Source organism: Rhizobium sp. R693 (assembly GCF_002211315.1).
Lineage (GTDB): Bacteria > Pseudomonadota > Alphaproteobacteria > Rhizobiales > Rhizobiaceae > Rhizobium.
Genome location: NZ_LOKY01000008.1, coordinates 1 through 21,471, shown reverse-complemented (window position 1 = coordinate 21,471; position 21,471 = coordinate 1). Strand labels below are relative to the sequence as shown.

The 21,471-nt window shown below is 61.6% G+C and carries 17 protein-coding genes and 3 pseudogenes; 6 read left to right on the top strand and 14 right to left on the bottom strand.

The annotated features are described in order from the left end of the window. Positions 1 to 58: 58 nt before the first annotated feature. The 5 genes from ATY79_RS09150 to ATY79_RS09130 all read left to right on the top strand — a co-directional run bounded on the left by ATY79_RS09150 (position 59) and on the right by ATY79_RS09130 (position 4,838). Positions 59 to 802, top strand: coding sequence for an SDR family oxidoreductase (locus tag ATY79_RS09150; protein ID WP_088703715.1), 744 nt, complete (start codon positions 59 to 61; stop codon positions 800 to 802). 1 nt (position 803) lies between these two features. Next, entirely contained in the window at positions 804 to 1,520 is a 717-nt protein-coding gene (locus ATY79_RS09145) for a cupin domain-containing protein (protein ID WP_088703602.1), read from the top strand. Beyond that, positions 1,517 to 2,620, top strand: coding sequence for an FAD-dependent oxidoreductase (locus ATY79_RS09140; RefSeq protein ID WP_088703601.1), 1,104 nt, complete (start codon positions 1,517 to 1,519; stop codon positions 2,618 to 2,620). Before ATY79_RS09145 ends, ATY79_RS09140 begins: the two co-directional genes overlap by 4 nt. Beyond that, positions 2,617 to 3,837 carry an MFS transporter gene (locus ATY79_RS09135; protein ID WP_088703600.1) on the top strand — a complete coding sequence of 407 codons (1,221 nt, stop codon included), beginning with the start codon at positions 2,617 to 2,619 and terminating at the stop codon, positions 3,835 to 3,837. The genes ATY79_RS09140 and ATY79_RS09135 overlap by 4 nt, the downstream gene beginning before the upstream one ends. A 797-nt stretch (positions 3,838 to 4,634) precedes the next feature. After that, positions 4,635 to 4,838: a hypothetical protein gene (locus tag ATY79_RS09130; RefSeq protein ID WP_088703599.1), complete on the top strand. Its 204-nt coding sequence runs from the start codon at positions 4,635 to 4,637 to the stop codon at positions 4,836 to 4,838. 135 nt (positions 4,839 to 4,973) lie between these two features. Here ATY79_RS09130 and ATY79_RS09125 read toward each other — a convergent pair whose 3' ends face one another. The 10 genes from ATY79_RS09125 to ATY79_RS09075 all read right to left on the bottom strand — a co-directional run bounded on the left by ATY79_RS09125 (position 4,974) and on the right by ATY79_RS09075 (position 18,529). Beyond that, entirely contained in the window at positions 4,974 to 5,171 is a 198-nt protein-coding gene (locus ATY79_RS09125; protein ID WP_088703598.1) for a hypothetical protein, read from the bottom strand. Continuing rightward, entirely contained in the window at positions 5,165 to 5,398 is a 234-nt protein-coding gene (locus ATY79_RS09120) for a hypothetical protein (protein ID WP_088703597.1), read from the bottom strand. The genes ATY79_RS09125 and ATY79_RS09120 overlap by 7 nt, the downstream gene beginning before the upstream one ends. A 139-nt stretch (positions 5,399 to 5,537) precedes the next feature. Further along, positions 5,538 to 5,960, bottom strand: coding sequence for a hypothetical protein (locus tag ATY79_RS09115; RefSeq protein WP_088703596.1), 423 nt, complete (start codon positions 5,958 to 5,960; stop codon positions 5,538 to 5,540). A 33-nt stretch (positions 5,961 to 5,993) separates the two neighbouring features. Then, a complete protein-coding gene (locus ATY79_RS09110) occupies positions 5,994 to 7,496 on the bottom strand; it encodes a DUF1254 domain-containing protein (protein ID WP_088703595.1) in 1,503 nt (500 codons plus the stop codon). 21 nt (positions 7,497 to 7,517) lie between these two features. Then, entirely contained in the window at positions 7,518 to 9,977 is a 2,460-nt protein-coding gene (locus ATY79_RS09105; RefSeq protein ID WP_088703594.1) for an arylsulfatase, read from the bottom strand. Between the two features lie 646 nt (positions 9,978 to 10,623). Continuing rightward, positions 10,624 to 12,573 carry a heavy metal translocating P-type ATPase gene (locus ATY79_RS09100; protein WP_088703593.1) on the bottom strand — a complete coding sequence of 650 codons (1,950 nt, stop codon included), beginning with the start codon at positions 12,571 to 12,573 and terminating at the stop codon, positions 10,624 to 10,626. After that, positions 12,570 to 13,607, bottom strand: coding sequence for a protease modulator HflK (locus tag ATY79_RS09095; RefSeq protein ID WP_088703592.1), 1,038 nt, complete (start codon positions 13,605 to 13,607; stop codon positions 12,570 to 12,572). Before ATY79_RS09095 ends, ATY79_RS09100 begins: the two co-directional genes overlap by 4 nt. Positions 13,608 to 13,609: 2 nt before the next feature. Continuing rightward, positions 13,610 to 14,620: a protease modulator HflC gene (locus ATY79_RS09090; protein WP_088703591.1), complete on the bottom strand. Its 1,011-nt coding sequence runs from the start codon at positions 14,618 to 14,620 to the stop codon at positions 13,610 to 13,612. Further along, positions 14,617 to 16,626 carry a protease modulator HflK gene (locus ATY79_RS09085; RefSeq protein ID WP_245312336.1) on the bottom strand — a complete coding sequence of 670 codons (2,010 nt, stop codon included), beginning with the start codon at positions 16,624 to 16,626 and terminating at the stop codon, positions 14,617 to 14,619. The genes ATY79_RS09090 and ATY79_RS09085 overlap by 4 nt, the downstream gene beginning before the upstream one ends. 1,009 nt (positions 16,627 to 17,635) lie before the next feature. After that, positions 17,636 to 18,529 carry a LysR family transcriptional regulator gene (locus tag ATY79_RS09075; RefSeq protein WP_088703589.1) on the bottom strand — a complete coding sequence of 298 codons (894 nt, stop codon included), beginning with the start codon at positions 18,527 to 18,529 and terminating at the stop codon, positions 17,636 to 17,638. 121 nt (positions 18,530 to 18,650) lie between these two features. Between ATY79_RS09075 and ATY79_RS09070 the strand changes: the two genes are divergently transcribed. Next, the gene (locus ATY79_RS09070; RefSeq protein ID WP_088703588.1) at positions 18,651 to 19,517 is read left to right on the top strand and encodes an aldo/keto reductase family oxidoreductase; all 867 of its coding nucleotides are present in this window, start codon (positions 18,651 to 18,653) and stop codon (positions 19,515 to 19,517) included. Between the two features lie 261 nt (positions 19,518 to 19,778). Here ATY79_RS09070 and ATY79_RS31355 read toward each other — a convergent pair. The 4 genes and pseudogenes from ATY79_RS31355 to ATY79_RS09050 form a co-directional block, all read right to left on the bottom strand. Further along, a pseudogene (locus ATY79_RS31355) lies at positions 19,779 to 19,868 on the bottom strand (transcriptional regulator); the annotation flags it as partial. Between the two features lie 137 nt (positions 19,869 to 20,005). Beyond that, a complete protein-coding gene (locus ATY79_RS09060) occupies positions 20,006 to 20,479 on the bottom strand; it encodes a DUF992 domain-containing protein (RefSeq protein ID WP_088703587.1) in 474 nt (157 codons plus the stop codon). Between the two features lie 99 nt (positions 20,480 to 20,578). Further along, positions 20,579 to 21,066 (bottom strand): annotated as a pseudogene (locus tag ATY79_RS09055) (two pore domain potassium channel family protein). A gap of 94 nt (positions 21,067 to 21,160) precedes the next feature. Next, positions 21,161 to 21,471: pseudogene (locus ATY79_RS09050) on the bottom strand (hypothetical protein); the annotation flags it as partial.

Genomic DNA, 21,471 nt, shown 5'->3' with positions numbered 1-21,471 from the left:
CCTCGTCAAAGCAATCGCCGGCGCTAGAGTCTGCATCAGACAAGAGGACTGACGAATGATGCTTCATGGAAAGACGGCGCTGATCACCGGCGGTTCGAGCGGGATCGGCCTTGCCGCCGCAAAGGCGTTGCGCGCCAATGGCGCGCGCGTGGCGATCACCGGCCGCACGCAAGAAAAGCTCGATCTTGCGGCCGCCGAGATTGGCGGCGACACATTGGCGATCCGGGCGGACGTGTCCTCGCTCGACGATCTCGGCCGGGTAAAGAGCGTGCTTCAGAATGCGTTCGGATCGCTCGACATCCTGTTTGCCAATGCGGGCGCTGCACTCGGCACGCCGCTTGCGACGGCGGACGAGGCGACCTATCACAGGATCATGGACGTGAACGTCAAGGGCGTCTTCTTCACCGTGCAGGCCGTCCTGCCGCTGATGCGCGAGGGAGGCTCGATCGTGCTCAACACCTCCTGGCTGAACCAGGTGGGCACGCCCGGCCGGGCGATCCTTTCGGCCTCGAAAGCGGCCGTCCGCTCCTTCGCCAGAACCATGTCGGCCGCGCTCATCGACCGGAAGATCAGGGTGAATGCCGTCAGCCCCGGCTCGATCGAGACGCCGATCCACCGCGGCAAGGGCCAGAGCGAAGAAGAGTTCCGCGCCTATGCGGAGCGGGTCGGCGCGCAGGTGCCGCTCGGGCGCATGGGCAAGCCGGAGGAGATCGCCGCCGCCGTGCTCTTCCTGGCAAGCGACGCTTCGAGCTATATGCTCGGCGCCGAGATCGTCGTCGACGGCGGCAGATCGGAGCTTTGACATGCTGCTCAACGAAGATGTCTCCAGGCGCACGCTCGTGCATGCGGCCGCGCTCGACTGGATGCCAAGCCCGGCCAAGGGCGTCGACCGGCGCATGCTCTTCCGGATCGGCGAGGAGAAGGCGCGCGCCACCTCGATCGTCCGCTACGCCGCCGGCAGTCGTTTTGCCCATCACGCGCATCCGGGCGGCGAGGAATTTCTGGTTCTCGACGGCGTCTTCCAGGACGAGAGCGGCGATTTTCCAACCGGCGCCTATGTCCGCAATCCGCCCGGCAGCGGCCACGCGCCGCGAAGCGCGAGCGGCTGCACCATTCTGGTGAAGCTCTGGCAGTTCAAGGCGGACGACCGCGAGCGGGTGGTCATCATGCCTGGTGAAGGTGAGGACAGCGAACTGCGTGCCGGCGTCGCCACATCGAAGATCCTCTTCGAGGGCGCGGGCGAGCGGGTGATGCTGGAGACGTGGCGGCCGAATGCGGAGGTGGCGATCGCAAATCCGCAGGGGCTCGAACTGCTGGTGCTCGACGGCGGCTTCAGCGAGGCGGGCGAAGCTTTGGCGCGCTGGAGTTGGCTGCGGCTTCCAGCAGGACAAGATCTGCATGCGAAAGTCGGGCCGGAAGGCGCACGGGTGTGGTACAAGGCCGCGCCGCTTCTGCATGCTCATGTTTGCGCCTTCGACAATCCTCAATCCCGGCTCGAATCCTCCGGAAGCAACACATGAAAACCTGCCAAATCGCCGTTGTCGGCGCCGGTCTCTCCGGGCTCTATGCCGCGCGGGCGCTAAACGCCGCCGGCCTCGACGTCATTCTCCTCGAAGCGCGCAACCGCCTCGGCGGCCGCATTCTGACGGCCGATGAAGATGGACTTCCAAGCGAAGACGGTTTCGACCTCGGCCCCTCCTGGTACTGGCCGCAGATGCAGCCGGCGATGGCGACGCTCGTCGGCCAGCTCGAGCTTTCATCCTTCTGCCAGAACGGCGAAGGCGACGTGATCTTCGAACGCATGTCGCGAGAGAGGCCGCAGCGCTACAGCCCGACCGCGATGGACCAGCAATCGATGCGGCTTGCCGGCGGCACCGCCGCCGTGGTCCGGGCGCTCGCCACCGATCTGCCCGCCGGCCGCATTCTGAGCGAAGCGAAGGTAACGGCAATGGCGCTCACCGATGTCGGCGTGGAACTGACCGTCGAGGCGGGCACGGGGAGCACATCACTCCTGCTGGCCGAGCACGTGATCGCCGCGCTGCCGCCGCGGCTTCTCGAAGCGACGATGCGTTTTGCGCCCGCGCAGGAGCCGGCGACCGCCGCCAGCTGGCGCGCCACCGCGACATGGATGGCGCCGCACGCGAAGTTCTTCGCGATCTACGACCGGCCTTTCTGGCGCACGGACGGCCTGTCCGGCACGGCGCAAAGCATGGTGGGACCGATGGTCGAGATCCACGACGCGACGACGGCCTCCGGCAAGGCGGCGCTGTTCGGCTTTCTCGGCGTCGGTGCGGACCAGCGGGCCGCGATCGGCGAGCAGGCGTTGAAACAGGCCTGCCTCACGCAGTTGGCGCGGCTCTTCGGCCCGCAGGCGCTTAAGCCCAGCGCCACCATCCTCAAGGACTGGGCAGCCGATCCGCTGACGGCGACCGCCACCGACCGCGCCGGCGGTGCCCATCCCGTGCCGGGAAGCAAAGAGTGGGTATCAGGCCCGTGGAAAGACCGTCTTTTGCTCGCCGGCAGCGAGACAAGCCCTTCCGAGCCCGGCTATCTCTCTGGCGCCGTCACCGCCGCCGAGCAGGCGGTGGCCGAAATCCTCTCGAAAGTCGATCGCAGATGAATCTCATGCATCAAGCCCCGGCCGACCCGGGCATCGCACGACGCAACTCGTGGGTCCTCACCATTGCGCAGGCTTTCGGCGGCGCGAACGCGCCGATCGTCATTTCGCTCGGGGGGCTGGTGGGTCAGCACCTGTCGCCCGATCCCGATCTCGTCACCTTGCCCGTCAGCCTGCTCAACCTCGGCCTGGCGACCGGAACGCTGCCTGCCGCCTATGTCATGCGCCGCTTCGGCCGGCGGGAAGGCTATCTGCTCGGAACGACGATCGGCATGGTATCCGGCACGATCGCCGCAATCGGCATCGCCTTCGGCAGTTTCCTGATCTTCTGCCTCGGCACGTGCCTTGCCGGCTTCTATTCCTCCTATGTCCAGAGCTACCGCTTCGCCGCGACCGACAGCGCCAGCGGGGCTGAAAGCCAGAAGGCGATCGCCCGCGTTATGCTCGGCGGCCTTGCGGCGGCGGTGATCGGGCCGCAGCTCGTCATCTGGACGCGTGACGCGGTGCCGGGCACGCCCTTTGCCGGCAGCTTCCTCAGCCAGGCCGCCATGGCGGCGCTTGCCTTTCCGGTGGTCTTTCTCTTTCGCGCCTCGTCGCAGCAGAAGGCGCAGGCGCGGGACCATGCCGGCGAAAGGCCGCTCTTCGAAATCCTGACGTCGCCGCGTTATCTGCTGGCGATTGCGACCGGCGTCGTCTCCTACGGGCTGATGACCTTCGTGATGACCGCCTCGCCAATCGCCATGGTGGGGCATGGGCATTCGATCGACCAGGCGGCTCTCGGCATCCAGTGGCATATCCTTGCGATGTATGCCCCGAGCTTCGTCACCGGGCGGTTGATGGTGCGCTTCGGCAAGGAGCGGGTTGCGGCAATCGGCCTGCTTCTGATCGCCAGTTCGGCTGCGGTGGCGCTTTCGGGCTTCGACATCACCCATTTCTGGCTGTCCCTGGTGCTGCTCGGCATCGGCTGGAACTTCGGCTTCATCGGCGCGACTGCCATGGTCGCCGACTGCCATACGCCGGCCGAACGCAGCAAGGTGCAAGGGGCGAACGATTTCCTCGTCTTCGGCACCGTCGCCTGCGCCTCCTTCTCGGCCGGATCGCTGCTCCACAGCTCCGGCTGGGAAACGATCAACTGGATCGTTCTGCCCGCCGTTGCCCTGGTTCTCGTTCCGCTCGTCTGGCGCGCGGCGCGGCCCGACGCGGGAAGAGCGATCGGCTGAGGTACGAGCGCCGCCCGACCTTCCCCGAACTTGCGTGGCGATATCCAGCCGCGCAAAATCGGACCAAGGCAACTTCGACCACGGCGCAACGATCGATGGGACAAGCGCTCGGCTGGCCTCGGGCGCGCGGTCGGCATTGCGGAAACAGACGCAGCACTGGAGTCCGGCGATGGTAGCCGATTCCGTTGAGGAGAAGCCAAGATCCGTGACGCCGACGACCCGAGGCAGGCCGCCATCACGCGCGCAGCGGCGGACTGCGGCTCACGTGCGTCGGTGCAGCCGCTGTGTTCGTCGGCCGCTCTTATTGACGATTGTCGGCATTCGTACTGGCAACGGCCAGCCTCTCGCGCCCCTAGGCGGATTGATCAATAGCCGGAAAAGTTCAGCCGTCTTCAAAGAATTCGAGCTACTCGCTCAGCAAAAACAAATCACCCATCACGGCCTCCTTCTCGGAACCCGTGAATTACATCTCAGCTGAAATCATTAGGTCCTGAGCCTAGGTGCTTGGCAGACAATGTCTTTGAAAAGGCTGCGCACAGGACGTCGGAGAGGAAGGAACTGTGGCGTCATCGTCGAGGAGACGGCCCGATCATTAATCAGAAAATGAACGGCCCTGCACCTGGGACGCCCTCCGGTTTCGCAATGAACAAGGACTGGCACCGCGCCAAAACGTACAACAGCGGCAGGCATTTTTTGGGTGAGACTCAGGAAACATTGGGGCACGTACAATCAGTAGTATATGATTTGCCAACCGCTGGCTGAAAATCTGGGTAGCGATGTATCTGTGGGGGAGACATATGTTCGTCGTTTCGATCATCGACCATGGCCATGAGCGCAACCTCGTCGCCACGAAAATTCGAATGGAGAGCGGCAGTCTGGTGGTTCACGCGGGGGACAAACGACACGTATTCTCGGTCGGAAGCCTGATCGAAATCGCGGCTATTGAGGAAGAACGCGAATGGTCCTCCCCGCGCCGTTGTTGCACAAGCCAGCTTCAATAGGAGGAGCAAGTACCGCTATCACTCGATCGCCATTCCACGCAGCCGGCCTTATGCAGTCGCTCGTGAAGGACACGATTTTCTGTGCAGCGGTTTGCGATACGGTCGCAACGGGTGCGCTCTCGACACACCGCAAACTCAACGCCATCCCGGTCCGCGGAATCCTCCCCCTACACCGTGGTAGCCAAAGCCGACGCCGCCGCCGACTCCGATGCAGCCGATGAACAGTGAGGTTTGTTCGCCGGCGACCGGGAGTTCTCCCTCCATGAGCTTGTAGCCGTAAACGAGGTCGTGGCCCTCGATCCGGGGATCGGTAACCTCAATGACGGCTACCATATTGTTGGCCTGGCCCGCTTCGTAGACGGACAGCGTGCATTCGGTGGATCGTTGCCGAAATTGCCTTGCCCGCCTTGGATGTCCATTCGGTCCATCTTGATATGGCCGGCGATCCGCTCTAGCCGGTCACCGAAGTAGAGGGTGTTGGGGTCTACGCCCACCAGCCGGATAGTCTTTGCCGCCTCATCGTGCTTGAAGCCCTCCGAGAACTGCACGAACATAAGCATGTGCTTGGTCTTGGGGTTCGCTTCCTCACCACTGGCGGTGGCCGACGAGGCGAAGTTGCGCTCCGAGGCCTGCGACGGCTGCGATTGCGCCCGCGCAGATCAGACCGGGCGCCAGAGATTTGTGTGCGTGTTGTGATTGTCATTCTGCATGGCGACTGCTTCCTTCTGCCGCTGGATTTGAAGAACGGTTTCGGCGAAGAGCCATGATGCACCAGAGCGCCAGTACGAGGTGACCGATGAGCGCTACCCAGAACCCCGGACCGGACAGCTCCAGTGCGAAGCGCGCATAGGCAAGCAGAGCCATGGCGATCACGTCATAGACCAACAGGGATAGGACGAGGCCAGTTGTAGCCCGGCTTTCCTGGTCGTCCGCAGCACGCCAGCAGGCAATCCCCACGGCGATCAATGCGGCGCCGGCCACCCGCCCGACGAGCATGGCCAGTGGGGTCTCGAGCGGCTGGCCGAACAGGATCCAAACCGGGATATTGGGTAGCAGCAAGAACGCCAAGCCGGTCGCGCCCTCGGCAATCGCCGAGATCAGAAGCAAAGAACGCAGCATCATGTCGTCACCGTGCAGCCGCCTTGCCCGCTGGAGTTACTGCACCCGCCGGATCGGTGGGTTGGCGTATGTGGGGCTAAGCGCCTCCTCCTTCGGCCAGTAGTTGCGGATGATGATGTTGAACTCGCCCGTCTGCGGAGCAGGCAGCCAGTTGGCTTCCTTGTCTGGACCGGGCGAGTCTTTCTGAATGTAAATGTCGAGCGATCCGTCCGCGTTGTAGCCGAGCGGCATCCAGGGCGCGATGTCGTAGCGGTTGAGCGGGTTGGGGACGTAATTGGGGCCTTGGTAGAGCGAGACCGACCACGTGGCATTGGTGGGCGGAAGCTTGTCCTTGTCGAAATGCAGAATGTATTTGTGCGCGCTGTCGAGACGCTTGCCGTCGCCGTCGACGAAGGCGAGCGGATAGATCGTATCTTCCTGCAAGTCGGCACCCAGGCCTGCCATGGCGATGCCGGCCCTGGTGTCATAGTCGGTGCCATACCGCCCCATGTTGACCGGCCTGATCCAACCGTTGATATTCTTGATCTTCGTGACCCCTTCGTTCATGAGGACCTGCACGTCCTTGACCGCGCGGTTGAGGCCGTGTGCAACGGCCGGATCGATCTGTTCGATGTCGAATTTCACACCGGCCACGATGCCGACTTTGGCGAGTTTCCATACCGCATTTGCATCGGCAGGACGGGGAGGATTGTCCTTCATTGCCATCGCCAGGCGGTTGAAGAACGTCGCGGCATCCATGTTCGCCACCTGGATCGGCGGCGTGGGAGTGAGTGCCACCGAACCATCGACCGGCACATTGGTGGGCGGCGAATATGGCGTGCCCCAGGCGCTGAGCGGGGTGAGCTTGTATTCGGCCTGGAGCAGATTGACGGCGGCGAAATCGTCGGGCCCATTCGCCTGTGTCTGGCCAAGAGCCCACGCGTATCGGGTCGACGACCGGTAGGTTTCCTTGATGCCGGCTGGCGCCGTGCCATTCCAGTTCGGCCCGGCGACGAGAAAGCTGCCAGGCTCGGTGCCAGTCGTGCGCTTGCCGAACGAGGCGAACACATCTGTCCACATGTTCATGATCGAAAAGACGTAATACCGTCCACGGGTCTCCGGCACCGAGAGCACCATCGGCTCCTTCTCCAGGTCGAGCCAGCCCGTGGTCCACAGCGAGTTAAGGCTGATCCGCACCACATTCGTGAAATAGGGGCTGACATAGTGCGGCATCTTGGCAAGCTGGTTGATGGGGGCGGCTGTGCCTTCCCCGTTGGGCGCGGGCGCGGCGGTGACCACGGCCTTCGTGACGTCCATGACGACCAGCGGGTAGCCGAAGACGTAGGACTCCAGGCCGACGTAGTAGGCGACCTCCTCGCGCGCGTCGTCGCCGAGATCGGAAAACTCGCCGAGGAGTGCGTTCCTGACCCTCTCGCTCAGACTGTTGGCAGCGGCCAGCCGCGGCCCCAGAATCGCGGCCGCACCGAACGCTAGCGCCGCCGTACCGAGATCACGCCGGCGCAACACCGGCATCTTTCTTGCCCGGTTGTAGCTGTTCATCTCTGCCTCCCAGCGTCACCCTTACTGCTGCGTGGACCCCAGATCAAACGTCAGTTTGTCGATCTGGCCGGTGAACTTGAACGGAGCATCGTAGCGATACTCGAGCAATGCGACGCCGGTGCGCGTGTCCTGGCCGATGTCAAAGGTTTCGTCCTCGGGGAATGTGATCGGAGTGCCATGCTCCAAGGAATTTGTGGCCACTTTCTTGCCGTCCACCGACAGGACGCCCGTGCCTCCCTTGCCGAGATCAGGCCCGTCTGATTTGAAGTCGAAGACGATGGTGTGCTTGCCGGCTTCCAGTTCCGGCCCCTCCCACATCGTTCGCTTGAGATCGAGCAGGTTGTAAAGGAACACGACCCGGCTTCTGCCGATGCCGAAGTCGCCTTTGCTCAGGAACAGGCCGTAGCCGCCGAACCGCCCGCCCTCGGTGACGATCATGCCTTCCGCGCCGCCATCTGGGATCTCGACCACGGCGGTGATGGTGTAGGACTTGTTTAAGATGCTCGGTGCAGCGCTGGCGGGCACGCCGCTCAGTTCACCGGAATAGGTGAATTCTGTTCGCCCAGCCGTGAGGTTCGGTCGCGGCGTGTTCCAGCGGGTGAGCGTCGAATTGTCGAGTGGCAGCACGTTATATTTCTTTGCCTCGGAATAGAAGACGTCCTGCATCTGCTTGAGCTTGTCCGGCATCTTGGCGGCGAGATCGTTGAACTGGGTGGGATCGTCTTTTACGTTGTATAGTTCCCAGTTGTACCCGGTGATCACATCCGGAGGCGTCTTGGTGCTCAGTTCCCAGGGCAGCGTCGCCGGTGTGGTGGCCGCCACCCATCCGTCGTTATAGATGGCCCGATTGCCGAGCATCTCGAAGTATTGCGTTGTGTGCCGGGTCGGGGCGTTGGCGTTCGCCTTGTCCCATGTGTACACCATGCTCGTCCCCTCTATGGGGCGCTGGCCGATGCCGTTGATCGTATCGGGAGCCGGGATACCGGCCGCCTCGAGGATGGTCGGCACGATGTCGATGACATGGTGAAATTGCCGACGGATGCCGCCCACGTCCTTGATGTGGCCGGGCCAGGACATGGCCACGCCCTGAGCGGTTCCGCCGAAGTGTGACGGCACCTGCTTCACCCATTTGAACGGCGTGTCCATCGCCCACGCCCAGCCTGCCGCGAAGTGCGGGAAGGTCCGTTCCGATCCCCAGAACGGATACCATAGGAACTGGTCCTTCACCGGCACCGGAACGCCGTTGAACGTGGTGAACTCGTTCGGAGTGCCGTTGACCATGCCTTCGGCACTCGCGCCATTGTCGCCGCCGATATAGATGATCAAGGTGTTGTCGAGTTCACCGAGGTCATCGACGGCCTGGATGACCCGTCCAATCTCATGGTCGGCATAGGCAAGGTAGGCGCCATAGACGTCGGCTTGCTTGATAAAGAGCTTTTTTTCCTCGAAGCTGAGCGTATCCCATTCTGGCAGCCCCTTCGGCCAGGGTGTCAGTTGCGCGTTCTCGGGCATGATGCCCAGCCGTTTCTGGTTGGCGAAGATCGTCTCGCGCACCTTGTTCCAGCCCTCGTCGAACAGGTGCATGTCGCTGATCTTCTTGACCCATTCCGGCGTCGGATGATGCGGCGCATGGGTGGCGCCCGGTACGTAATAGACGAGCCAGGGCTTGCCGGGCGCGATCTCTTTGAGCTGTGTGATGTGCTGGATGGCGTCATCGGCCATCGCCGTTTCCATGTTCCAGCCGGGATTGCCTTCGAACGGGTAGATGGCCGTGGTGTTGCGGAAAAGGTTCGGTTGCCATTGGCTGGCGTCGCCGCCAACGAAGCCATAGAAATAGTCGAAGCCCATTCCGGTCGGCCATTGATTGAACGGCCCTGCCTGGCTCGATTGATAAGAAGGCGTATTGTGGTCCTTGCCGAACCACGACGTTGCGTAGCCATTCTCCTTGAGGATTGTGCCAATGGTGCCTTTCTCAATTGGGATGATCGAGCTGTAACCAGGGAACCCCGTCGCAATTTCGCCAACCACCCCGTAACCGACGGAATGGTGATTTCGCCCGGTGATCAACGCTGCCCGCGTCGGCGAACAGAGCGACGTCGAGTGGAAGTTCGTGAAGCGCAGGCCCTGGTTCGCGATACGATCCATGGCAGGTGTGGGGATGACGCCGCCGAATGTGCTTGGTGCCCCAAAGCCCTGATCATCCGTCATGATCAGCAACACGTTCGGCGCGCCCTTGGGCGGCACGACGCGCGGCGCCCACCAGGGCTGAGAGTCCGAGGCTTTCTCCTTGATCACCCCGCCGAATTTCGGATCGGGCGGCGGAAGCTGTTTTCCGTCGAGCGTAGTGGTCGCCCCGGGGGAGCCCGGCTCGCCCGTCACCACCTGCGCGACCGCAGGGGCGACAATTCCTGACAAAGCCGTGAAACCGAGGGCTGCAATCAAGCTGCGAGAAATAAGTAACACGTCACGATGAAAGCGCATCTGCAGTCCTCCTTGCCTATTTTGGAGCAACGTCTCCCAGGCTGAACCGATACGCGCATGCGCATGTACACTTACGACGGTCAGAAGCAGGCAATGGGCGGACTGTCTGGCCGGAAACAACAGGGTATAGCTGATCGAATTCCCAATTCGGGCCGCCGCAAACTGCGGGAGTATCGCTGATTGTCGGCGGCCGGTGAAGTACCAAAAATGGATGCCTTGCGCCGCAGCGATCTGAGATCGAGGCTGTTCGTTGGGGGACCAGGCGTAATCGTCGGTGAGACTGATATGCCGCCACCCAAACAAAGTGTCTTTGATCACGTCGGGCGGTGTAGCGACAAGCTTCGCTCGATTTCATCCAGGCTGACATCGTGTCGCGATAAGGGACCGAGCCACCCATCAGTATTTTTCCCGGCACATCGGGCAACGATTACAGGCCGAACCGTTGGCGACCTGATGCTACCCAGCCTTCCTTGATGCAGAGGACACAGCAACACATGGCAATGCTGCGTTGGGTTGACGCCGCGTGGGAGGAGTTTTGATATTGACGACCTGTCGTGCAGCGGGACTGCTGCCGTCCCCCTGTCCTCGCTGACGCACAATCGAGGGCGGTCTGGGATTGTCACCAAGTGCGAACAATAAAGCTTGCTTACCCTTGAGCGACAAGCGGTTCGTCATATCTCATCAACCGACCAGCGTTCGCCAGCACCAGCAATGTGCTGAAATTATGCAGGATCGCGGCGACGACGGCTCCCGCCGCTCCAAGAAAACCGAACCCCGCCAATGCGACGATCGCCACCGTCCAGCCAAGGCCGATGATGACGTTGGTTTTCAACGTCCGGCGGCTGAGCCTGCTCAGGCGGATGCATGTGCCGAGCCGTCGCAAGTCACTGCCGATCAGGATGATATCCGAGGAGGCGAGCGCGATATCGGCGCCGCCCGCGCCCATCGCAATCCCGACGGCACCTGCCTTGAGAGCGAGGGAGTCGTTGATCCCATCGCCGACGACAAGGGGTTTGAAGCCGCTTTCCGTCTCACTCAACACCCGCTTCAGCTTGTCGGCGGGCAGAGCTTGAGCGGCGACATCGTTTATGCCGATGTCGCGCGCCAGGGCATGTGCGACCGACTGACAGTCGCCGGTCAGCAGAAGCTGCCGGTTGAGTCCGAGCGCCCGCAATTCCGCCATCGCGACCGCGGCCTCCGGCTTGATCGTGTCCGACAGCAGAAGCCAGGCACAAAAATCGCCGCCGATGGACATGCCCGCGAGCGGACCATCATGCAAGGGAACCGGGGGAATGGCGACTGACAGGCCCTCAAACAACTCGGGACGCCCGAGGGCCACCTCGCCCATTTCCGTTCCCGCGACGACGCCCAGCCCTTGCAGTTCTCGGACATTTGTCAATGGATGGTAAGCGTCATGGGCAACGAGCGAGGCGAGCGCCCTGCTGACTGGATGACTGCTGGCGGCGCCGAGAGATGCAGCCAGGACCAGAACCGTCTCCTGGTCCATATTGCCCGTAAGCCTGATGCCCTGCAGGCGAAGCCGGCCGAATGTGAGGGTGCCGGTCTTGTCGATGACCAGGGAGGTCAGATCGGCCAGTTCTTCAAGGAATGCCGAGCTGCGGATGAGGATGCCGTGGCGCGCGGCGACCGCGATACCGGCAATTGCCGTAGCTGGCGCAGACAAGACCAGGGCGCAGGGGCACGCCGCGACCAGAATCGAAAGCATGATCTGGTCGTTGTAGGTGACGAACCAAGCGATGGCCGCGATCGTCAGTACGAAGCCCAGATATTGCTGGGCGTAACGCTCCAAGAGTCGCGTAATCGGCGGTTTCGAATTTTCCGCGCGCTGCATCAGCGCGATGACTTTTCCGAGTGTTGAATCCTCGCCGGTTCGGGTCACCTCGATCTCTAGACGACCGTCCAGATTAATCGCGCCGCCGAAGACATCCATGCCGGCGGAGACTTCCAAAGGCACGGATTCTCCGGTGATCGGCGCGGTATCGAGGCTCGCCTGTCCCTTTCGAACACGGCCGTCGGCGGGAATCCGGTCTCCTGCCCTCACCTCCACCAGATCGCCTGGCTTCAGCGTGACGTTGTCGACTTCACGCGTTCCGCGGCCAGGCGTGATCACTCGCGCGTAACTGCGCGTCAGACGCGTCAGCGCCTCCATCGCTTCTTTTGATCCGATGACGCTGCGCTCTTCCAGCACATGACCGAATATCATGATGATCGGGAGAAGACCGGCCGTCAGGAGGTCGCCTGTTGCCCAGGCGGCGAGCATTGCGAGAGCGATCAGCTGATCGGTAATGCCATGCAGGCTTGGATGGCGCAGGCTGTGCCAGCCGGACCGGATGACTGGAACCGCGACGATCAGCGAGGCTGCAGCAAGCAAAAGCTGGCTCACTCCCTCTTCGTTCGGCGCAAGAAAGCGCCAGACAATGCCAAGCGCGAGCAGGCAAAAGGCCATCATGGCGAGCGTGAGTTGAACGGCCGCTGCCTTCTTCTCGTTGGCCGTCAGTAGGCCGGCGCTGAGCATATGTCCATGATGATGCGCGTGGCCGTCGGAGCCGTGCGAATGATCCGTTGCGATACTCATTTGTCGGCTCCCTGCAGAATGAGGTGTGTATCGTCCCCAGGGTCGACGGTGACGACCGAGCCTGCCTGCGACAAAATTTTGGCAACGCGATCTCGATAGAGGCGCCAGAGAAGGCCGGGATCGCTATCGGACCCTTGCGCGCTCGCAAATCCGTTGACGGTAGCCGTATCGGCACGTGCCTTTGCCAGACGCTCGCTGGATTGAGCCTCTGCCATCTGCACGATCCGGTCGGCTTCCTGATCTGCGGCCTGCCGGTCTTTCTCCGCATCGTTTTGTGCCGACGCAATCGCCTGCTCTGCCTGCTGGCTGGCCGTCAGCACCCCATCGAACGCGCTCACGGCCGTCGCCGGGAGTCCGGATTGAACGTCGGCGCGGTCGATCTCGATGCCGAGACCCATGCCGCTCGCTTTCAGGGAGCTTAGGCTGGCGTTGATGCTGTTCACTAGATCCGACCGCAACCGTTCGCGGCGCCCGGCGATATCGCTGTCGGAGACTAGCTCCGGGCGTGCGACCAGAATGCTGTCCAGATCGCGTGAGGCGCAGATCACAACAGCGCTGCGTGTCACCAGGCGGTCGAGCGCCGGGAGGACATGCTCCTCCTGCAGGGCATAGGCGAAGGGATCGGTCACCCGATAAAAGACGCGGATGTCGAGACGAACGACACTGGCGTCAGCAGTCAGCAGGTATCCCGATCCCGCCAGGGCGTCGCTCTCCATCACGGCGTCGGCCTCGCCGCTCTCGGCCGCGGGCGAGCGAAGCAATCCGCCGATCCGGCGTTCCAAGACCGTTGCGGCGTCGGGCACAAGCAAAACCTTTTCGAAAGGCGCCGGCAAGGCCCATAACAGCCCGGATTCCTGCACCCGGTTCAAGGCACCCAGACGTAGAACGACGGCACGGTTTTGTGGCGCTATCTCCCGGATATTGGATGTCGCCCAACCGACGGCCGCAAGCGCCATGATTGCAGACAGCAGCACGGACACCAGACGAACGGCCTGGTGTTGCGCCTTCGAATTCCTATCTCCGCCCGCATCCATCCCTAATGCGCTCCGCCAGCCAACGCGGCGCTGGGTGGTCCATCGATGAGGGCGCGGAAAGGCGCGGCATCGGTGCGCAGGACAAGGCGCGTGTTGGAATTGACGATCGTGCCGAGCGTGTCGAGAGAGCGGAGCAGTTCATAAAGCTCCGGCGCGCTTTTATAGGCCGTTCCATAGATCTGCGCTGCTTCGACGCGGGATTTGGCTTCTATATCGGCTGCCTTCACAGTCGCGTCCGCCTGCAGGACCCTCGCATCGCGTTCGGCTGCGGAGCGGATTTCAGCGGCCTGGCGTTTGCCGACCGCCGCGCGTTCGGTGGCAATCGTCTCGCGTTCGGCTCGCATGCGGTCCACGGTAGCGTTCAATGTCACCGAGGGGAGGGTCAGGCGCTCGATACCAACTTCGACAACCTGCAATCCATAGGTATCGAACAATTGCTGAGCGATCTGAGCTTTGAGCTGCAATTCCAGGGCATCGATCCGGAGCTTGTCCGGATCAGGATTGATCAGCGATGACAGCTCGAAATTGCTGGCCGTGGTTTCCAGCGACGATCCGAGGAACGTGCGGATTTGTGCAGCCGCCTGGTCCGGCTGGTTCTGAACCGACCGCACGAAGCGCTTGATCGCATCCGGATCGGGTGGGACCTGCCAGATCGCATAGGCCTGCGCGATGATCCGCAGCCCATCTTTTGTCCCGACATCCTGCAGGCCGCTGGAGGTCGATTTGGCCCGCAGGTCGACGTCGATGGTCTTCTCCAGAGGAATGGGGAGCCGGAAGGCAAGGCCGGGGTCGATCAGAACGCGAGCCGGATTGCCAAATCTGGTGATGATGGTCGCTGCCCCCGATCTCACCTGGACGAGGCAGGCGGCGACCAGAATGATGGCGACGACGATCATCGCGACGATCAGGCGAGACCATCGAAAGGGCATTGTTTCCTTGTGATCATCGCCGTGAGAATGATGATGATCGTGCTCGTGGTGGTCCGAGCCCGGATGGGTATTCGTGTCAGTCATGGGCCGGTTTTTTCGCTTTGATTAGGAGTGTGAGGCTTGGCACTTGTGTCGGGATCGACCGGCAGCATCATGCTTCGCAGGTCGAGGGTCGGAGCGATGCCCCCGCCGATGCGGTGATCGAGGACGAAAGCCCTTGAATGGGACAATCCCCTCGTCAGTTGAGTGAAATATTCCTCTGTCAGAAACGCCTGCCCCGCCTCTTGGAAGGCCGATTGTTCAGCCTGGAAGCGCAGTTTTGCGGCCTCCGAAGCGGCAACAGCTTCCTTTGCCGTCGCGGTCGCCTTGTCTTGCGCAACGCTGGCATTCAATTGTGCCTCATTCGTCTGTTCGGCAGCCGCTCCCCGCTCCCGCGCCACCATCGCGTCCGCGCTGATCTGCGCTGCCTGTACACCATGAAAGGCGTTGGCGGCGCCGGCGGGAGGATGAATAGCCTCGACGACGACCGCCAGGATTTCAATGCCGCTGTTCAACTCATTCATGTTCTTCTGGACGGCCGAGGCGATATCGTTTGCCAGCGACAACCGACCTTCGCTCAAGACATCGTCGAGGGTTCTTCTGGCAAAATCATGCACCAATACGCGGTTGGCGGTGCTTTCGATCAGGGCCGGCAAATCGGCGACCCGATATGCTGCCTTCATCGCCGCCTCGTCCGAGAGACCGATGCGGTAGACGAAGCGCACATCCATGTTGACGATCTGAAAGCCTTGCTCGCCGCCGCTGGCGATGACTTGCGATTTCTCGCTGATGTGCGAGGCATCCCACAGCCGGTTGACACTTTCAGGCGCTGGCCCTTCGGCCTCAGCCGGTGGTTCGATGCCATTCGTACTGACTGACGTTGCCAGCTCGTGCACGCTGCCATTCTCGATGGGAATGACGCGACCGAACGGCCATGGAAGACCGATATGAAGACCGGGATGCAGGATGCCTTGCGCCTTACCGAACCGTTCATAAACGCCTCGGCCTGTCATCGGAATTTCACGCACGCCGCTCAACAGCCAGCCGAGAAGGAGCGTTCCAAGAATGATGGCCGGAGCAGCCTTGCGGACGAACGACAAGGCCCAGATCTGACGAAGGTCGATGCCGTGCCTGGCCCGCAACTCCGATTGAATGCCGATCAAAGGCTGGGGCGGCCACTGAAGTGCTCCCGCGACAAGGCTGGTGGCGATCATTGCCGGCTCGCGGCTGTCGTTTTGCGGGCGGAACATGGAGGCGAACGCGCGGATCAGGAACTCGAGCCCGACAAGCGCGACAAAACCTCCGAGCGCTGCCAGGAGTTTGATGGACAGTCCGGATCCGCGCGAGCTCAAGAGCATGCAAAGGCAGGACAGGACGAGCACGAAGATGGGCACGCGTGCCAACTGCGCAATCGCTTTCGCTTCCGGCCATTCCACCTCATCGATGGCGGCGAGCCGTCTCTCCGTCACCAGCAGAAGGAACGCGAAAGCCAGACAGACCGCAATGATGGAAAAAGCCATCGTTCCGATCGTTATGTCGTCGGCCGTCAGGTTCCAACCGGCATAAACGATCAAACATGCTAAGAGGGCAAGGCCGAAGACCGAGAGCGGTCGGGAGCCGATGCGTGACAGGAACGATTGCCCCGCGAAGAACATGCTTCCGGTCCAGCGTTCAATTCGATCTGGCTCATCTATGTCTTGCGACGACCACGGTGAGGTGGCGGCAGAAATAAGCCATTGCGTGGCTCTTCCGAGCGGGATGCTGGCCAGGCCGGCTTGCTCTCGACGCCACCGCGCGACGTCATGGGCAGACCGAAGCCCAGCTCCGAAAAGGATCAGTGCGGCCGCATTGTTGCAGAAGAACGTGATCCAGATCGCGCCGAGGCTGAGTATGTTCACAATCTGAGCGCTGAGCAGAAGCAGGATCGCAAAAACCGAGACGCTGGCGCACTGACTTGCAAGGTCATGGGCTTGAGCCGCCGCCAGTTGAAAATTTGCTCGGTCGGTGATGGCCGGGGGCTCTTGGCTATCCTTTGAGATCGTATCCTGCATTGCCATATTTCGATTGCACTCTTCCATACCCAACCAAAGCGGGATCACTCTTTGTGTACGTGACCTGAAGGATTTGCCCTATTGGCGACCCTATGCTCAATGAAGCCGCTCACCCCTCTGACAATCGGCCTCCGACTGGAACCTTTCGACGGATCCGCAACTGTTCTGGATACGTTATTACGTATCAGTTGCGCATCCGCAAGGCTTCGCATTCACCGACCTGCTTCAAGCTGCCCGTTTAAGGTAACGCGTACACATTAGCGGGTAACTCGGCGGCGTCCCTTGGAGGGACCGAGGGGGCCGCTGATAAGGCCAACACACTAACCCTGAAATGGGGAAATTACCGCGACGGAACAAACAGAGAGACCGCTCGTTTTCAGAGCATGGAACGGCGACCTTCTTCCACGTCGTTTCATTTCTCAAGTTGTAACTGCCTAAGAGCCCCGCTTGATCAGCACTCCGGCGGGGTTCTTTTAGCCTTCATCATGGCGGAGAACGTCGGGCACGGCGTCGAGCAGGGCGACATCATTTACTGCTGTGCGCATTGCGCCGAGCAGGAAGGAGCCGACGCGCTTACCGATCGCGCGCCTTGAGACCTCTCCGGTCTCCGGCTTATTCCGGCGGCCTGTTCGGGAGCCCTTTGTCGTTTGGGTTCGGCGCTGGCGTATCCCTCGTATCTCGCGGCGGATGTTCGCGATCGTCAGGCTCGGCGGGCGCCATCTGGTCGTCGGAACGGCGGACGGGCGCGTCTTTAGGGTCGATCTTTTTAGCGGGGGCAGCATTTCTTTTAGGCATAACCAGTTCCTCAGCTTCACCGACAAGAACAGGCTGGCCGCACTGAAGGTTCCCGAAGTCTACTTGGTAGGCAAATGTCAATTCATTCCGACTGTTTTGGCGGAACGTTTCTCACGTTCGTGGCGTTCACGTGTCAAGCTAAGCGAAGAATTGACCCCTCCTATTGCCTCACCCAGGAATCGATGCACGGCGTTCTAGCTGCGCCTTAAGCTCTTCACATTCCCTTGACGAAATCGATGAAGGCGCGCAGCGGTGCAGGCACGAGGCGGCGGCCAGGATAATAGAGGAACGGCCCCGGAAAGCGCAGCCACCAGTCTTCCATCACCGGCACGAGCGCGCCGCTTTCAAAATGTGCCTTCAGCCAGTCTTCGAAGAGATACATAATGCCAGTACCCGCAATGGCGGCTTCAATGCCGAGATCGGTGCCACTTCCGGATTGCACAACGAGGGTGCCGGAAGGCTCGATGACTGCCACCTCCCCGTTGCGCTCGAACTCCCAAGACGGAATGGCGCGTGCAGGGAACCGACCGCGAATGCAGTCATGCGCGAGTAGATCGCGCGGATGTTGTGGCCTTCCCCGCGTGGCAAGATACTCCGGCGATGCGGCAAGGGCGAAGCGCTGGTGGCGCGGGCCGATCGGCACTGCGATCATGTCCTGTTCGAGCCGTTCGTCATAGCGGATGCCGGCGTCGCAGCCGCTTTCTATGATGTCAACGAAGCTCTCCTCCGTGACGACCTCCAGCCGTATGTCCGGATAGGCAACAAGGAAGGGCGGCACGATGCGCGGCAGGACCAGGCGCGCAGCACTTGCCGGGACGTTGAGCTTCAAGGACCCGGCTGGGCGGTCGCGGCTGCTCTTTGCCTGATCGAGCGCAGAAGCAATCTCGGCAAAGGCCGGCCCGAGGCGTTCCATCAGTGTTCGACCAGCCTCCGTCGGCAGCACGCTCCGCGTGGTGCGGTTGAGAAGCCTTACGCGAAGTTCGGCCTCCAGGCGCTTGACGGCATCGCTTAGCGCCGACGAACTCATGCCGTTCGCGCGCGCCGCCTCACGAAAGCCTCTAGCCCGGGCAACCAGCAGGAATGCGCTGACATCGGCCATGTCCGGCATCTTGTTCTCCAGTTTTTCTGCATCGCATTGTCCGCCATGGCGGACAGGCTGTCCTGACTGTAGCGGATTGTGACCTCTATGTCAGTGGCCTATCTTTTGCCCTACAACAGGAGCCCAAGCCATGACGACCACTAGACAATCCGGAAACTTCACCCTCGGCGGCCGCGCGGTGCGCCGGCTCGGCTATGGTGCGATGCAGCTTGCAGGCAAAGGCGTGTTCGGCCCTCCACGCGATCGGGCGGAAGCCATTGCTGTTCTGCGCGAGGCTGTAGAAAGCGGCGTCAATCATATTGACACCAGCGACTTCTACGGCCCGCATCTCACAAACCAGATCATCCGGGAAGCCCTGCATCCCTACGGCGATGACCTCGTGATCGCCACCAAAGTAGGCGCGCGTCGAGGCGCTGACGCCTCGTGGAATCCCGCGTTCTCGCGGGAGGAACTGACGCAGGCTGTGCATGACAATCTTCGCAATCTGGACCTCAACGTCCTGCAGGTGGTGAACCTCCGCGCAATGTTCGACGTGCACGGTCCTGCGGAAGGATCGCTCGATGAACCGCTCGAAGTTCTGGCGGACCTGAAGCGGCAGGGCCTAATCCAGCACATCGGCTTGTCGAACGTAACGGCAAGGCAGATCGAGGATGCCAGAAAGATCACCGAAATCGCCTGCGTGCAGAACCAGTACAACCTCGCCCATCGCGAAGACGATGGATTGATCGACACGCTCGCTTCTCAAGGGGTTGCCTATGTGCCGTTCTTTCCGCTAGGCGGCTTCTCGCCGCTGCAATCCTCGACCTTGTCGAATGTCGCGGGCAGGCTCGGTGCAACGCCGTTGCAAGTTGCACTCGCCTGGCTTCTCAGGCGGTCGCCCAATATCCTTTTGATCCCCGGCACCTCATCACGGTTGCATCTCAGGGAGAACCTTGCGGCGGAGAGCATTGCACTGCCGGGGGATGCCCTGGCCGAGCTGGAAAAGGTCGCGGTCTGACGCCGTGTAAATCGCTACCGGGCAAGATGAATTATTCCCATCCTGTCCGGTGTGCTCTCCGCATCCCGGAACCTTCGCGGCGTCACCTGAAGTGAGCGCCGACGGTACGCGAACTTCCGAAGCGCGCGGGGTCATCAACCGCGGCTTTGAAGCTCAAGGCCGTCGTGCGGCGACGGCGTCTCGCTTCGCGACACTTCGGACCCGTCGATCGAGTTCAAGGAAGGTAGTGCGTGGCTCAACGCCGGATCGCCTTCGATTGTGAGCGTTGATCGCTGGGACCATGGCCTGCGGAATGAGCATCATTTCGAGGCCGAGCGCGCGAGCAATGTTGACCAGGGCAGTCGACGCCGAACGTTGAAGAGATCTGCGAACTCGGAGTGGCCATTGTCCCGCAACGTTTGCGGCGGAGGCCGATGCCCAGACTTGGTCATGACGTCGGAGTCGCTCTCCTGACGCAAGATTCCGAATCTACGACGTGGGATCCTTGCTCACTCAACCGCCGAAAGTTTCAGCGACGCCACGCCAATCGCAACATTGACGCCTTCTTCACCTTCCAGCGACAAAGGCTGAAGCGAAACACTGTCCCCGCTTCCGCCGACCAGTACCTTCGCACCGCCACCGAGACCCAGACTGGCATCCGCCTCTACACCCCGGTAGGTACCCTGTAGGCCAGGTAACGGCTGACCGGTGACGCTGAAGACCAGCCATACCATCCGCCCCGCCTTGACGTCGCCGATGGCAAGGCCGAACTCGTCGATCGAACCCTTGTAGGTCTGCGCCGGGCCGGGGAGCGATGGCGATGGCGTGAACGTGCACGAGACAGCCTGCATGGATTTGATGATCATACCGACGCCTGCGGATATGTCACAGTCGAGCTTTCCGACTCCGAGCTGTGCCGCGCTCGCGGAGAATGGAATGAGAAACGCAGTGCATGTCAGGGAAGCCATCCAGTGTTTAGACATCGTCGTTCCTTTCCGTTTGAACCGTGGACGCCACGAGAGTGAGTGCCGCCATTTCCTACATGCGCGAGCAGATGAGGCACGGCGAAGGCAAAAGCCGACTCATGCCGCCTTGTCCTCTTCCACACGCTCGCGCCTGGCCTGCAATATGTCGAACTTTCCGAAATCGGTCATGATGCTGACCAGGACGCTCCCGTCCAACCAAAGGTGAACAGGCCGGACATGCCGATGATCGGTCCGAGCAACCGCCATCGATCTGGCAGGCTGACAGTGCCCTCGCCAAGCGTCGTGTAGCTCTCAAGGACGTAGTAATAGCTGTCGCGCATAGAGGGGATGATATCCCTGACATAGAGAGGAACCGCCCAGATCAGAGTTTCTGCGAAGTGCAGGAGCGCCAGCGCGGCGATCGTCACTGACAGCATCAGGTTCAGGCGCCAGTGAGATGTGACGCTGGTGACCTGTGCCCAGGATTTGCTGAACTGTCGGCTGATATTCCTGATACCAACGCCGTGTACGAAGATGACGACGATCAGAAATACAGTGCCGACGAAGATTTCGAATACCGGGTTCGGCGTAGATAAATCGTTCACTCTCTGCATCCTTGGCCTTGTCACCCCAGTGGAAGGCCTTCTTGCCAGCCTCCCTCTGGGTCAAAAACAGCACGACCTGTTGCTTTCCCCGGTGCTAGTAGCAGGGAGGATAGGGATAATAGCCGCATGCCGGAGGCGGGTAGTAGCGACGATCCTCCGCGACTGCCGCGCCGATTGCGGCCCCGGCAACGACGCCGGCACCGTAGTATGCGCCCGGATGCGCATACCAGCCGCCACGCCAGACCGCTGCACGGCCAATACCTCCGACGGCGACGCCGCCGTACGGACCGCGGGCCGCAAACCAGTCGATAAACAGTGATGCCGGACCATCGGCTCCGGCGAGATCACCCTCGAGAACGGCGACCTCGAAGGTCAGGTTTCCGCCATCGAGCTTCGGCGTCTTCA

Coding starts and splice junctions, on each gene's coding strand:
- ATY79_RS09150 (WP_088703715.1), top strand. CDS start 59: ATGCTTCATGGAAAGACGGCGCTGATCACCGGCGGTTCGAGCGGGATC.
- ATY79_RS09145 (WP_088703602.1), top strand. CDS start 804: ATGCTGCTCAACGAAGATGTCTCCAGGCGCACGCTCGTGCATGCGGCC.
- ATY79_RS09140 (WP_088703601.1), top strand. CDS start 1,517: ATGAAAACCTGCCAAATCGCCGTTGTCGGCGCCGGTCTCTCCGGGCTC.
- ATY79_RS09135 (WP_088703600.1), top strand. CDS start 2,617: ATGAATCTCATGCATCAAGCCCCGGCCGACCCGGGCATCGCACGACGC.
- ATY79_RS09130 (WP_088703599.1), top strand. CDS start 4,635: ATGTTCGTCGTTTCGATCATCGACCATGGCCATGAGCGCAACCTCGTC.
- ATY79_RS09125 (WP_088703598.1), bottom strand. CDS start 5,171: ATGGTAGCCGTCATTGAGGTTACCGATCCCCGGATCGAGGGCCACGAC.
- ATY79_RS09120 (WP_088703597.1), bottom strand. CDS start 5,398: ATGCTTATGTTCGTGCAGTTCTCGGAGGGCTTCAAGCACGATGAGGCG.
- ATY79_RS09115 (WP_088703596.1), bottom strand. CDS start 5,960: ATGATGCTGCGTTCTTTGCTTCTGATCTCGGCGATTGCCGAGGGCGCG.
- ATY79_RS09110 (WP_088703595.1), bottom strand. CDS start 7,496: ATGAACAGCTACAACCGGGCAAGAAAGATGCCGGTGTTGCGCCGGCGT.
- ATY79_RS09105 (WP_088703594.1), bottom strand. CDS start 9,977: ATGCGCTTTCATCGTGACGTGTTACTTATTTCTCGCAGCTTGATTGCA.
- ATY79_RS09100 (WP_088703593.1), bottom strand. CDS start 12,573: ATGAGTATCGCAACGGATCATTCGCACGGCTCCGACGGCCACGCGCAT.
- ATY79_RS09095 (WP_088703592.1), bottom strand. CDS start 13,607: ATGGATGCGGGCGGAGATAGGAATTCGAAGGCGCAACACCAGGCCGTT.
- ATY79_RS09090 (WP_088703591.1), bottom strand. CDS start 14,620: ATGACTGACACGAATACCCATCCGGGCTCGGACCACCACGAGCACGAT.
- ATY79_RS09085 (WP_245312336.1), bottom strand. CDS start 16,626: ATGCAGGATACGATCTCAAAGGATAGCCAAGAGCCCCCGGCCATCACC.
- ATY79_RS09075 (WP_088703589.1), bottom strand. CDS start 18,529: ATGCCGGACATGGCCGATGTCAGCGCATTCCTGCTGGTTGCCCGGGCT.
- ATY79_RS09070 (WP_088703588.1), top strand. CDS start 18,651: ATGACGACCACTAGACAATCCGGAAACTTCACCCTCGGCGGCCGCGCG.
- ATY79_RS09060 (WP_088703587.1), bottom strand. CDS start 20,479: ATGTCTAAACACTGGATGGCTTCCCTGACATGCACTGCGTTTCTCATT.